This is a genomic window from Bordetella genomosp. 9, from assembly GCF_002119725.1.
Taxonomy (GTDB): Bacteria; Pseudomonadota; Gammaproteobacteria; order Burkholderiales; family Burkholderiaceae_B; genus Bordetella_C.
The window spans coordinates 3,492,864-3,505,552 of record NZ_CP021109.1 but is presented as its reverse complement, the minus strand read 5'-3'; the positions used below and the strand labels follow the sequence as shown (position 1 = coordinate 3,505,552).

The 12,689-nt window shown below is 65.7% G+C and carries 10 protein-coding genes and 1 tRNA gene; 6 read left to right on the top strand and 5 right to left on the bottom strand.

Annotated elements, in window-relative coordinates:
* Positions 1-4 precede the first annotated feature (4 nt).
* The 5 genes from pstC (at position 5) to CAL13_RS16090 (ending at position 4,510) form a co-directional block, all read left to right on the top strand.
* The gene (gene pstC / locus CAL13_RS16110) at positions 5-1,021 is read left to right on the top strand and encodes a phosphate ABC transporter permease subunit PstC (protein WP_086058286.1); all 1,017 of its coding nucleotides are present in this window, start codon (positions 5-7) and stop codon (positions 1,019-1,021) included.
* A gap of 17 nt (positions 1,022-1,038) precedes the next feature.
* The gene (gene pstA / locus CAL13_RS16105) at positions 1,039-1,893 is read left to right on the top strand and encodes a phosphate ABC transporter permease PstA (protein ID WP_086058285.1); all 855 of its coding nucleotides are present in this window, start codon (positions 1,039-1,041) and stop codon (positions 1,891-1,893) included.
* Positions 1,894-2,150: 257 nt separating this feature from the next.
* Positions 2,151-2,921 (top strand): phosphate ABC transporter ATP-binding protein PstB, encoded by a 771-nt coding sequence (gene pstB, locus CAL13_RS16100; protein ID WP_086072939.1) that lies wholly within the window; start codon positions 2,151-2,153, stop codon positions 2,919-2,921.
* Between the two features lie 188 nt (positions 2,922-3,109).
* Positions 3,110-3,186: transfer RNA gene (locus CAL13_RS16095), tRNA-Pro, on the top strand.
* Between the two features lie 268 nt (positions 3,187-3,454).
* Positions 3,455-4,510 (top strand): hypothetical protein, encoded by a 1,056-nt coding sequence (locus CAL13_RS16090; protein WP_086072938.1) that lies wholly within the window; start codon positions 3,455-3,457, stop codon positions 4,508-4,510.
* A gap of 116 nt (positions 4,511-4,626) precedes the next feature.
* Here the strand turns inward: CAL13_RS16090 and CAL13_RS16085 are convergent, their stop codons facing one another.
* Positions 4,627-5,229, bottom strand: coding sequence for a hypothetical protein (locus CAL13_RS16085; RefSeq protein ID WP_086072937.1), 603 nt, complete (start codon positions 5,227-5,229; stop codon positions 4,627-4,629).
* Between the two features lie 176 nt (positions 5,230-5,405).
* Between CAL13_RS16085 and CAL13_RS16080 the strand changes: the two genes are divergently transcribed.
* Entirely contained in the window at positions 5,406-6,872 is a 1,467-nt protein-coding gene (locus CAL13_RS16080) for an ArnT family glycosyltransferase (protein ID WP_086072936.1), read from the top strand.
* 140 nt (positions 6,873-7,012) lie between these two features.
* Here the strand turns inward: CAL13_RS16080 and CAL13_RS16075 are convergent, their stop codons facing one another.
* The 4 genes from CAL13_RS16075 to CAL13_RS16060 form a co-directional block, all read right to left on the bottom strand.
* Positions 7,013-8,302, bottom strand: coding sequence for a nitrate- and nitrite sensing domain-containing protein (locus CAL13_RS16075; RefSeq protein ID WP_232467677.1), 1,290 nt, complete (start codon positions 8,300-8,302; stop codon positions 7,013-7,015).
* Positions 8,299-8,778: a nitrite reductase small subunit NirD gene (gene nirD / locus CAL13_RS16070; protein WP_420042401.1), complete on the bottom strand. Its 480-nt coding sequence runs from the start codon at positions 8,776-8,778 to the stop codon at positions 8,299-8,301. Before nirD ends, CAL13_RS16075 begins: the two co-directional genes overlap by 4 nt.
* Positions 8,778-11,336: a nitrite reductase large subunit NirB gene (gene nirB, locus CAL13_RS16065; protein WP_086073688.1), complete on the bottom strand. Its 2,559-nt coding sequence runs from the start codon at positions 11,334-11,336 to the stop codon at positions 8,778-8,780. The genes nirD and nirB overlap by 1 nt, the downstream gene beginning before the upstream one ends.
* Before the next feature lie 304 nt (positions 11,337-11,640).
* Positions 11,641-12,687 carry a tagatose 1,6-diphosphate aldolase gene (locus CAL13_RS16060; protein WP_198297858.1) on the bottom strand — a complete coding sequence of 349 codons (1,047 nt, stop codon included), beginning with the start codon at positions 12,685-12,687 and terminating at the stop codon, positions 11,641-11,643.
* Positions 12,688-12,689 lie beyond the last annotated feature (2 nt).

The window sequence follows — 12,689 nt, the reverse complement described above, 5'->3', positions numbered from 1 at the left end:
ATCCATGAGCGCGGTAGTGGATAATAATGTGCCGCTTTCGTCCAAAGCGACGAATTCCGCAGCCTACGGCACACCTTCCCCAATGAAGCAGAATCACAACGCGCTGATGGATGCGCTGTTCAAGAACCTGACGCGTCTGTTCGCATTCCTGGTATTCATCCTGCTGGCCGCCATACTGGTTTCGCTGATCTACGGCAGCCGCGAAACCCTGGCCCAGTACGGTCTTTCCTTCCTGTGGACCAACGACTGGGACCCGGTCAAGCGCAATTTCGGCGCAGTCGTTCCCATCGTCGGTACGCTGGCGACTTCGATCATCGCCCTGATCATCGCGGTGCCCGTGTCCTTCGGTATCGCCATGTTCCTGACCGAGCTGTCGCCCACCTGGCTGCGCCGGCCCCTGGGCACCGCCATCGAGATGCTGGCGGCGATTCCGTCCATCATCTACGGCATGTGGGGGCTGTTCGTCTTCGTGCCGGTCTTCCAGCAGTACATCCAGCCCACGCTGATCGACGTGCTGAGCGGCATTCCGCTGATCGGCGGCTGGTTCTCCGGCCCGCCCTTCGGCATCGGCATCTTCACTGCCGGCCTGATTCTGTCGATCATGGTCATTCCATTCATCACGGCCGTCATGCGCGACGTGTTCGAGCTGGTGCCGCCCATGCTGAAGGAGTCCGCCTACGGCCTGGGCAGCACCACGTGGGAGGTCATGTGGCGCGTCGTCCTGCCCTTCACCAAGTCGGGCGTGATCGGCGGCATCATGCTGGGCCTGGGCCGCGCGCTGGGCGAGACCATGGCCGTGACCTTCGTCATCGGCAACTCGTTTTCGCTCAGCGGCTCGCTGTTCTCGCCGGGCAACTCGATCGCTTCCGCGCTGGCCAACGAGTTCAACGAAGCAGGGGGCCTGCAGAAATCGGCGCTGCTCGAACTGGGCCTGGTGCTGTTCATCATCACGACCATCGTACTCGCCTTGTCCAAGCTGCTGCTGGCACGCCTGGCGCAGCATGAAGGCACGAAGAGCTGAGACGCGGGGAAATCGACATGGCCGTATCCGCCATCAATATGCAGAACGGAATCTACCGGCGCCGCCGGGCCGTCAACAAGATCATGCTGACCTTGTCCATGGCCGCACTGGTGTTCGGACTTTTCTGGCTGTTTTGGATCATCATCACGCTCCTGATAAAGAGCGGGGGCGCGCTGACGTTCTCACTGTTCACGGAGATCACGCCGCCGCCGGGGCAGGCAGGCGGGCTCATCAACGCCATCATGGGCAGCCTGCTCATGGTCGCGGTGGGCACGCTCATCGGCACGCCGGTCGGCATTCTGGCCGGTACGTACCTGTCCGAATACGGCCGCTCGGGATGGCTGGCGCCCGCGACGCGCTTCCTGAACGACGTGCTGCTGTCCGCGCCGTCGATCATCATCGGCCTGTTCATCTATGCCGTGTACGTCGCGCAGGTGGGGCACTATTCCGGCTGGGCCGGCTCGCTCGCCCTTGCCATCCTGGTCATTCCCGTGGTCGTGCGCACCACCGACAACATGCTGCTGCTGGTGCCCAACGGGCTGCGCGAGGCAACCGCCGCACTGGGTTGCCCCAAATGGCGCATGATCACCATGGTGTGCTACCGCGCGGCGCGTTCCGGGATCATGACGGGCATCCTGCTGGCCATCGCCCGTATTTCCGGCGAGACCGCGCCGCTGCTGTTCACCGCGCTGTCCAACCAGTTCATGTCGTGGAATATGAACGCGCCGATGTCCAACCTGCCCGTGGTGATTTATCAATACGCCGCCAGCCCGTTCAAGGAATGGAACAACCTGGCCTGGGCGGGGGCGGGGCTGATCACACTGGTGGTGTTGGGGATCAATATTCTGGCGCGGAACATGTTCAAGAGGTAGTGCCCACCCCGGAGCGCTGGCGCGCTTCCAGGGAAAGGCCCACCCCCGGAGCGCTGGCGCGCTTCCAGGGAAAGGTCCACCCCCGAAGCGCTGGCGCGCTTCCCCCTCGAGGGGGCGCGCCTGCGGACCGGCGGAGCCGGATCCGCGGCGCCCTGGTTGGTGCTGCTACTTGCGGTGGGGGGCGGTATTGCTTGTGATTGACAGGACCGAAACGATTTGATTGTCGGCGCCGGAGGGCGCGGCACCAGGGAAACGATATGGAAAAACCCGCACCGACCTCGAAGATCGAGGTCAAGAATCTGAACTTCTACTACGGCAAGTTCCACGCGATCCGCAACGTCAACATGTCGATCCGCGAGAAGAAGGTCACCGCCTTCATCGGACCGTCGGGTTGCGGCAAGTCGACCTTGCTGCGCACCTTCAATCGCATGTTCGAGCTGTATCCCGGCCAGCGCGCCGAAGGCGAAATTCTGCTGGACGGCGAGAATCTGCTGACCACCAAGACCGATATTTCGTTGATCCGCGCCAAGGTCGGCATGGTGTTCCAGAAGCCCACGCCGTTTCCCATGAGCATCTACGACAACATCGCCTTCGGCGTGCGTCTGTTCGAGCGCCTGAGCAAGGGCGAGATGGACGAGCGCGTGGAATGGGCGTTGACCAAAGCCGCCCTGTGGAACGAGGTCAAGGACAAGATCCATCAAAGCGGCAACAGCCTGTCCGGCGGTCAGCAGCAGCGCCTGTGCATCGCCCGCGGCGTGGCGATCAAGCCGGAAGTGCTGCTGCTGGACGAACCCTGCTCGGCGCTGGATCCGATCTCCACCGCGAAGATCGAGGAGCTGATCGCCGAGCTGAAGAACGAGTACACCGTTGTCATCGTGACCCACAACATGCAGCAGGCGGCGCGTTGCTCGGACTACACGGCGTACATGTATCTGGGCGAACTGATGGAATTCGGCGAGACCGACCAGATCTTCGTGAAGCCGAAGCGTAAGGAAACGGAAGACTACATCACCGGGCGGTTTGGCTGATATCGCAGTTATGGCCGCCGCGGCCGCGCCCAGCGGTTCGCCGGCCGTATCGCGGGACGGATCGGGTACAATCGTGGGCTTCGTCAGGATGGGTCTTTCCGGAGGCCCATTCAGATGGGCGTTTCCGCGTTCATCGGCTTGACGGTAGGGTTTTCCAGTCGGCGGCTCGCCGGCTGAGAAGGTCCCATCGGGGCGTAGCGCAGCCTGGTAGCGCATCTGCTTTGGGAGCAGAGGGTCGCGAGTTCGAATCCCGCCGCCCCGACCAATAACATAAAGGGCTTACAGATGATGATCTGTAAGCCCTTTGCTCATGGTGCATTGATAGGTGGACTGCCTGGACGCGGGAGATTCCAGGGGACGTCCCGCTGCCGGTTGTCACCACAAGCCTGCACGCCGAGGAAACGTCCGCTTTTCCGCGAAATTTTCGTCCTCGGAAATCACCCCTACGCTGATTCATTTTTACCGACAGACTGTACCGCCCTCGTTGCCTAGCATGCCGCCTCTGATTCCAACTACGACCTGCAGAGGTAAACATGTCACTCGCGCCCATCGGTTGTGGCCCGGTCTACGCTGGCGACCCAACGCTTCCATGTGTCAAAGGCAATACGCTCGTATTCAGCGCCAGCCCGGGCAAGCCGCGGGCCACCGTACATGTCGGGCAACGGATATTCAAAAAGCTGAAGCACCTGGCGCATATCGTCGTGGCGCATTTGAGCGGCCGGTCGCGACGTGCCAACAAACACGTCAGTTCGTCGGCTTTCGCGAAAGACGGGCCCGTTGCCCGGCTCGAATCGCTGGGACGGCAGGTGCGCGCGGCCCCATACGTGTCGCCCGAGGAGAACATCCAGCGCATAAGGCTGGCTGAAAGCCAATGGAGCCGTCTGTATGCGGCCACAAGCTCCGTGGGAACAGGCCTTCCCAGCCAGGACGCGATATCCCTCCTGCTGCAGGACTGCCCCGACGACACGATAGGCAATCTGTATCGGGCGATGAGGCAGCTTGAATCGATGCCATCGGCGCTGGGCGGCTGGCGCGCCGCGTTGGAAGACCAGATCGTCGTACGGTTCGCCAGCCGCATCAATCAGCTTCTGAGGTTGTACGGCGGCCCTTTGGAATCGTCCTTATCGAACGCCCGTGCAGCGTGGGCCATGAAGGCGGGATCCGCCACTGACGGCGTCACACCGGATCATGAGCTGGGCAATGCATGCCGCGCCATGCTGGTGGCTATGTCGGACGTGGATGGCGCCATCGCGGCACGATGGGACGGCATGATCGATCATGAGCCTGAATGGCTGCCTCCTCCCGTAGACGGCGAAGAAACACGCCCCCGCGCCGATGCCGGTCAGCTCAAGCGCGTTTACCACTACGTTGCCGTGCTGGACGAAGGGATCAAGGCCGCTGCCGAGGCGTTGGCGATCCCGGAAGCTTCCTCCGGCCACCTGGGCGAAATAAGGGAAGGCGTGCTCCTGTCCATGCTGCGGCAATGCCCAACGTGGCAGGAACTGACTGAAGCCAATCTGGCCTTGAAACGTCTGATGGCCCGCGACGTACTCGATGCCGAAGAGGCCGATTACCTGGAATGGGATTAGATGATGTATGCCCGCGTATCCGGCTTGCCGTGCTGGCGGCCGGCCGCGGGACATACCGGACACCGCGCCGCCGCTCCCCAAGCGGGGCGCATCGCCCCGCTCACTTCACTTCACTATCAACCGCGGTATCCCGTCCCCACGCTCGGCTCCCGTGAAAGCGCGGCCTCAAACAGTTCGCAATACCGGTCGATTGTCGTTTTCGCGTACATCAGTTTCACGAATTCCGAGGGCGATCCGAGCAGGGTGCAGATCCGGTGCAGCGCCAACTGAGCCTGCTCGCGGTCCTCGGGACGCGCCATGTCGATCGCTGCCACGCTGCGTTCCAGGAAGTGTTTGAAGGGCTTCGTGTAGACGAAGTGGGCTTCGGCTTCCGACAGCGCCCCCGGCTGTCCGTATCGCGAGAGCTGATCCAGGAATCGGTTCAGCCGTTCTTCATCCGCGGCCGCCGATTCCGCTTCTTCCCGTTGCTGGATGAACTTCATCGCATGGATGAGCGTCTCGACCTGGGCATGGACGTCCCGTTCCAGCGGGGTGCCCATGATGGCGCGCATCTGCAGATCCAGGTAGGCCGGTACGTTGTTCACCAGGTCGCTGTAGTACTGGGCGATCTTGGCGTCGATCCGGCTCTCCCGGGCCGGATCGGCCGCCGCTCCCGCGCCATCGTAAAGCGCGGTGGATACAGCTGCGGCCGGCGCATTGGTGGATGAAGGCAGTTGCATAGCGTCAATTCCTATAAATGGCTGGTTGAAACCCATCCGTACAGAACGGATGCCGCCCTATGTGCGGGCGGGAAGTTTCCCGTTCCGCCGCCGTCCGTCCGATTCGCCGACCGGTAAATTGGTCCGATTCCATGCGATAGTAGGGCGCTCTCAGGCCCTGCAGGATCGCTGCTCCGATGCTTTCCGCCCGGCGTTTTTTCGTCTATGCACTGGCCGCCATTGCGGCTGCCCGGCTGTTCGCCATGGCGACGATGCCGTTCGTGGATACTTCGGAACCCCGCTATGCCGAGATCGCGCGGATGATGGCGGCCTCCGGCGACTGGATTACGCCCTGGTTCACGCCGGAGCTGCCTTTCTGGGGCAAGCCGCCTTTGGCATTCTGGATACAGGCCTTGTTCATCCGGGCGTTCGGCCTGTCGGAGTTGGCGATCCGCCTGTCTTCCATGCCGGCCATGGCGGGCATGCTGTGGCTGTGTTTCGTCCTGGGGCGCCGGATGGCGTCGTCCGGGGCGGCCCGGTGGGCGGTGCTGGTGTTCGCCACGATGCTTTTGCCCGCGGCGGCGGCCGGCGCGGTGCTGACCGATCCGTATCTGGCGCTTGGCGTGGCCTGGAGCATGACCGCGTTCTACATGTCGATGGCGGCGCCCTCATGGAAGTGGCGGTACGGTTTTTTCCTCGGGCTGGCGGTGGGCCTGCTGGCCAAGGGGCCGCTGGCCGTGGTGCTGGTGGCGGGGTCGATCGTGCCGTGGGCGCTGTGGGCGCGAGTGTCGCCTGGGCTGCGCGGCGTACGGATGCCGCGGTTGCCATGGGTATGGGGCTCGATCCTGGTGGCGGTGCTGGTGCTGCCCTGGTACATCGCGGCGGAAATGAAGACCCCGGGGTTCCTGCGTTATTTCATTCTGGGCGAACATTTCTACCGGTTCATCGATGCCGGGTGGGGGGGAGACCTGTACGGCAACGCCCACCGCCGGGCGCGGGGCAGCATCTGGCTGGACTGGCTGCTGGCGACGCTGCCCTGGGGTGTGGCGGCGTTGGCCGCTCTGGCATGGCGGTGGCGCGTGCGCGGCGCATGGCGTGCGGACCTGGTCCGTATTGGCAACGACGCACGCTGGAGTTTTCTGCTGAGCTGGACGCTGGTCACGCCGCTGTTCTTCACCTTTTCCGGCAACATCATCTGGACCTACCCTTTGCCCGCGCTGCCACCGCTGGCTGTGTGGCTGGGCGCGGCAATGCCGGGAACGCCGGGGCCGCGGATCCGTAAGGCGCTGGCGGTGTGCCTGGCGGTGGTTCCGCTGGCCTTTGCGGCCGCCGGCATCGCGGGCATGACGAGTCCGCAGCGCTTCAAGACGGAAAAAGAACTGGTGGCGCAGGCGCATTCCATGATGCGCCCGGGGGAAAGGCTGTATTTCGTCCGGCGTCTGCCATTTTCGGCGCAGTTCTATTCACGCGGGACTGCGGGCGAAGTGGAAGTGGAAGACGTCGAGACGGTGATTCCGCACGATGGCCGCCGGGTCTTTCTGGCGGTGGCAAAGGGCCGGGAAGACGAGATCCGGCCGAAGCTGCCGCCCGGCGCCCGGCCGGTGTATGAGAGCCGGCTGCATCGGTTGTTCGTTGTCGGCGACGAGACGCCGCCTGCGCGTTGAAGGACGTTCCCGGCACGGCTGTGCCAAATCGCCGCCGGCGATTCGCAGACCCGCTGGCGCGGATGCGCGGCGTATGGAACGGGATTCTTCGGGTCCTTGCGCTGTCGCGAGGGCCGCGCCGTACGATTCGCCCCCTCGGTTCAGGCGGCCGCGTCCTGGGCGTCTTTGCCAAGCTCGGCCAGCACCTGCCGCGCCACCTCGGTCAGCGGCAATCGATTGTCCATGGCCATTTTCTGCAGGCGCTCATGGGCGTCCTGTTCGCTCAGGCGGTAATGGCCTGCAAGGACCCATTTGGCCTTCTCGATGCGGCGGCGTTCGTCGAGCAGGCCGCGCATTTCACTCAAGGCGTCGTTGGCGCGCTGCATGCGCAGTGTCTGTTCCTGCAGCATGTCCAGCAGGGAACGCTCCATATCGCTGCCGACGCCGTCCGGCGGCGGGGCGCCAAGAATCCGTCCCTGCACGTTGAACAGCATGGCCGGCGGCGTATCGGGCCGATCCGCGTCCCGGCCCGCGAAAACGTCCAGCAGCCGGCCGTGGTGCCGCAGTTCATCGCGCATTTCGGCGATGCGGGCTCCGCATTGGCTTGCCAGGGCCTGGGCCAGTCGCGTCTCCACGCCGTGCATGGCGTCGATGCGGGCGGTGCACAGGTCGAACCAGAGCGTGGCGAGCGATGGGTCCAGCGGCTGGCTTTCCGAGGTCCTTGCGACCATGCCGCGCATGCGGCCGAGTTCATCGTCATGGGTCCGGCGCAGCTCCCGCCAGGCGTCCATCAGGGCCGGCGGCGCGTATTGTTCGAAGACGGCAAAGCAGCGCGCCTGGCTGTCGGCGAACTCGCGCATGCGGGATTTGCGCGCATCGCTGAAATACCCGGCCGTGTAGCCCATGACGCCGTAGGCGCGTTCCTGGCCGCTCAGTTCCTTGCCCTGCATGAAGTTCAGCAGCGCGACCAGGGTGCGGGTAATGCCGGGGTCGAGCGATGAGTCCGCCGCTTCGAACACGATGGCGAGCAGGCTGGCGATCAGCGCCGTGAACCGCTGGCTCGCGTCCTCGGCGTCGATGTGGCGCTGGCGGATGCGGGCGCGCAAGCCCGGCAGTTCATCCAGGCGGTACAGCGCATAGGCGATGCCGTTGAGCAGGCGCGCGTTGTCGGTGGCGCGGCTGGCGTCGGGCTCCAGCCGGCCCAGGAATTCGCGGGCTTCGTGTTCGATGTCCTGCGCATCGGCGCGCAGCGCGGCCAGCATGGGGAGCAGACCGGCGTCGCCGCCGGAAAGATAAAGGTTGGAGGCGCCGCGTTCCTTCTGCAGGGCGTGGACGAGCCGGCCAATGCGGATCACCAGGTCGCACGTTCGGGCCAGGGCCTCCAGCCCGTGCAGTTCGCTGCGGCGCGCGGCCAGCAGAAAGCGCAGCGGCGGCGGCATGATGGCTGTCATATCGCGACGCGGCGGGCGGCGCCGACGGCGCCATCGACTTGAATTTCGACCGAGTCGCCGTTCAGGCGGGCGGGCCACGTTCGCAGCCGCTGGTCCGGATCTTCCAGGCACTGGCCATCCCGCAGGCGGAAGTGCTGCTTGTACAGCGGGGCGGCCACGACCAGTTCGCCGCCCAGGTGGCCGACGATGCCGCGGCCGACGACATTGGCGCCGGATCGCGGGTCGCGGTTATCGATGGCGTAAATCGCCGTGCACTCCGGGTCAGGCAGATAGAACAGCGCGATCTGCATGCCGTCCACCAGGGCGACGACGCCGGAATTGGCGACCAGATCCCAGCGTCGGCATACATGGCGCCAGGCCCCGGGGCGGCCGTCCCGCGTCTTCGCTTCGCGCGACAGGCCCGCGGCGGCAGGCGCATCGACGTCCATGATTGGCATGGCCGCCGCATTCAAGGCGAGGTTCAAGGACGCATCCATCAGACGGTGTCCTCCATGGCCGCGACGACCGGAATCTCTTCGAGCCGGGCGGGGCGCGGCTGGCCGCGTTCCTGGACGAAGCGGATGTCGGGGTCGCCGGCGCGATCGTTGACGAAGGTGCGGAAGCGCTTGAGCTTCTCGGGATCCTTGAGCGCGTTGGCCCATTCGCATTCGTAGCGATCGACCACGGCCTGCATCTGCGCCTCCAGTTCCGCGGCCAGCCCCAGGCTATCGTCGATGATGACCGCCTTCAGGTAGTCCAAACCGCCCTCCAGCGAGTCGCGCCAGACCGAGGTGCGCTGCAGTTTGTCGGCCGTACGGATGTAGAACATCAGGAAGCGGTCGATGATGCGGATCAGCGATTCGTCGTCCAGGTCGGTGGCGAAGAGCTCGGCGTGGCGCGGCCGCATGCCGCCGTTGCCGCACACGTACAGGTTCCAGCCTTTCTCGGTTGCGATGACGCCCACGTCCTTGCTTTGCGCCTCGGCGCATTCGCGGGTGCAGCCAGATACGGCGAACTTCAGCTTATGGGGCGCGCGCAGGCCCTTGTAGCGGTTCTCGATGTCCAGGGCCATCTTGACGCTGTCCTGCACGCCGTAGCGGCACCATGTGCTGCCCACGCAGGATTTCACCGTGCGCGTGGCCTTGCCGTAGGCATGGCCGGTTTCGAAGCCGGCGGCTATCAGGGCTTCCCAGATCTCCGGCAACTGGTGCAGCTGCGCGCCGAACAGATCGATGCGCTGACCGCCGGTGATCTTGGTGTAGAGCTGGTATTTCCGCGCGACGTTGCCGATGGCGATGAGCTTTTCCGGTGTGATCTCGCCGCCTGGAATGCGCGGCACGACCGAGTACGTGCCGTTCTTCTGCATGTTCGCCATGAAGGTGTCGTTGGTGTCCTGCAGCGGGACCAGGCTGGGGTCCTGGATGGGCCGGTTCCAGCACGAGGCAAGGATGGACGCGGCGACGGGCTTGCAGACATCGCAGCCGACCTTCCCGCTGCCGTGGCGCGCCAGCAAATCCTCGAAGGTTTCGATGCCTTCCACGCGCACGATGCCGTACAGCTCCTGGCGCGTGTGGGCGAAGTGTTCGCACAGGCGCTTGTCCACGGCCACGCCACGCGCGGCCAGTTCATGTTCGAAGACCTGCTTCAGCAGCGCGGCGCAGCCGCCGCAGCCGGTGCTGGCCTTGGTGCGCGATTTGATGGCCGCCAGGTCGGTGCAGCCGCCGTCGATGGCTTCGCATACCGCGCCTTTGGTGACGTTGTGGCAGGAACACAGCGTGGCGGCGGCCGGCAGGGCGTCCGGCCCCAGCGCCGGCGCCGGCTGGCCGGCGGGCAGGATGAGGCTGGCAGGGTCCGCGGGCGGCGCGATGCCGTTCTGGACGTATTGCAGCAGTGGGTCGTAATAGGCGTTGTCGCCCACCAGGACCGCGCCGAGCACGCGCTTGCCGTCGCCCGACACCACCAGGCGCCGGTAGCTGGCGGAGGCTTCGTCGATGTAGCGATAGCTCACGGCGCCGGGCGTCTTGCCGTGCGCGTCGCCGATGGAGCCCACGTCCACGCCCAGCAGCTTGAGCTTGGTCGACATATCCGCGCCGGTGAAAGGCAGATCGCCGGCGCCGGCTATCTCCGACGCGGCCGTGCGCGCCATCTGATAGCCGGGCGCGACCAGGCCGAAGACAGCGCCGTTCCACAGCGCGCATTCGCCGATGGCGTAGATGTGCGCGTCGCTGGTGCGGCAGTGGTCGTCGATGACGACGCCGCCGCGTTCGCCCACCGCCAGTCCGGCGCTGCGCGCCAGGCCGTCGCGTGGACGGATGCCGGCGGAGAACACGACCAGATCGGTTTCCAGCGGCTCGCCTTCGGCGAATCGCATGCTGTAGCGGTGGCGCAGACCCGGTTTGATGGCCTGGGTGGAGCGCGACAGATGGACGGTGGCGCCCAGCGCCTCGATGCGCGCGCGCAGGGCCGCACCCCCAAAGTCGTCCAGCTGCACCGGCATCAGCCGCGGCGCGAACTCCACCACATGGACCTCCAGTCCCAGCGACTTCAGCGAGTTGGCGGCTTCCAGCCCAAGCAGGCCGCCGCCCACGACCACGCCGCGCCGCGCGCCCGCGGCGGCGGAGCGGATCCGGTCCAGGTCCTCCAGCGTCCGGTAGACCAGTCCGGCATCGCCCTCCGCGCCCGCCACCGGGGGCACGAAGGGAAACGAGCCGGTGGCCAGCACCAGCGTGTCGTAGTCCAGGCGGCCATGTCCGGTGACGATCTGGCGGCTGCGGCGGTCGATCTCCTGCACGCGCACGCCAAGGTGCAGCGTCAGGCCGGGACGATCGTAGAACTCCGCGTCGCAAAGCGACATGGATTCCGCGTCACGCCCGTTCAGATAGTCGGACAGGTGGACGCGATCGTAGGCGCGGCGGGGCTCGTCGCCGTAGACATGGATGCGATAGCGGTCGAGCGCGCCCAGGGCAACGAGCCGTTCGACGAAATGATGGCCGACCATGCCGTTGCCGATCACGATCAGTGTCCGCGGAGTGCCGGCGGCGGGGGCTGCGTTCATGGTTCTCACGTTGGCGGTTCCAGTTTGCGAAAACGCAAAGGCGCCCGCGACCGCAGGGGTCGGGGCGCCTTTGCCGGAATTGCACACGGTGGTGTCGGGGCGGCCCGACATCACAGGTTATGCAATATGCATGCCATGTTTGAACGTCCGAGAGGGCCGGCTAGCGCGCGGGGCCGTGCGCCATCCGGGTGCCTGGCAGCGTGCAGCCTGCACTTGTTTGGGGCGCGGGATGGCGATGCGGGCTGCGCCGCGGTTCACAGCGCGTTGCCCTTCCGGGCCGCCGTGGGCATGGCCCAGTCCGGGGTCATGCGTAGGCGGCGCAGAATTCTCCTTCGGCGTTGAACTCCCCCAGTGCGGCATAGTCGGGCATCCAGGGCCGTCCGCGTTCGGCGCTCAAGGCCCCCAGCCCCGCCAGGACCGCCTGCCCCTGGTCCTTGAGCAGCCGCCCGCACAGGTCCAGGTTCGGAAACGCCTGCAGGGCTTCTCCCCAAATGGCGCGGCCCGCCAGGAAACCGTTGCCCCCCGCTGCATAGGCATATTCCATGACGCGCAGGAACTGCGTGGCGGTGACGCCGGCGGACAGCATGACCCATGGGATGCCGGCCTGCGCGCAGACCTGGCCCATGCGATCGAACCATGCCTGCGCGGCCAGATGGGCGCTGCCGCCGTCGCGCGCGGGCAGGGTGGCCCCCGGCAGAGGGCTTTCCAGCTTGAACAGATCGACCCCATAGCGGGGGGCGGCGAACTCGCGCACGCTTTCGATCACCAGTTCTGGAAGCTTTTCCGGCGACTCCACGTAATCGGCGGTGTGGGCCGCGGACTTCGGGAAGGGGTAGACCAGCAGCTCCAGCACCAGCGGGATATCCCACTTCCTGCATTCCCTGCCGATGGCTTCGACATAGCGTTGCTGGTGCGCCCGCACATCGGGCGCGGCGTCGGGGCGATACCACGCCAGCACCTTGACGCCGTCGCCGCCTGCGCGCTTGATCTTTTCCACCGTCCAGTCGCGGATCGAATGCGACAGCCGCCCCCCGGGGGTTTCCTCGAACCGATGGTCTTCCAGCGTGACGACGAGGCCCGTCCGCGCGGGCAGACGGGCAAGCGCCGCCGGGAACGCATAATTCGGGTCGAACAGCATGGCGCTGGCATGCGGGCCCAGGGCATCGACGAGCATGCGCTTGACGGCGACCACGTCGGCGTAGGCCACGTCGCCGGGAGCGATGCCGCGCTTGGCCGCGATCAGGTTGATGATGGGCGGACGCTGGTCCAGCGCGACCATGGCGAAGTGGCCTTCGCGCGTCGCCATGCGGCGCAGGCCCCAGGTCTTGCCCAGGCGCAATTCGGCAGGCATGA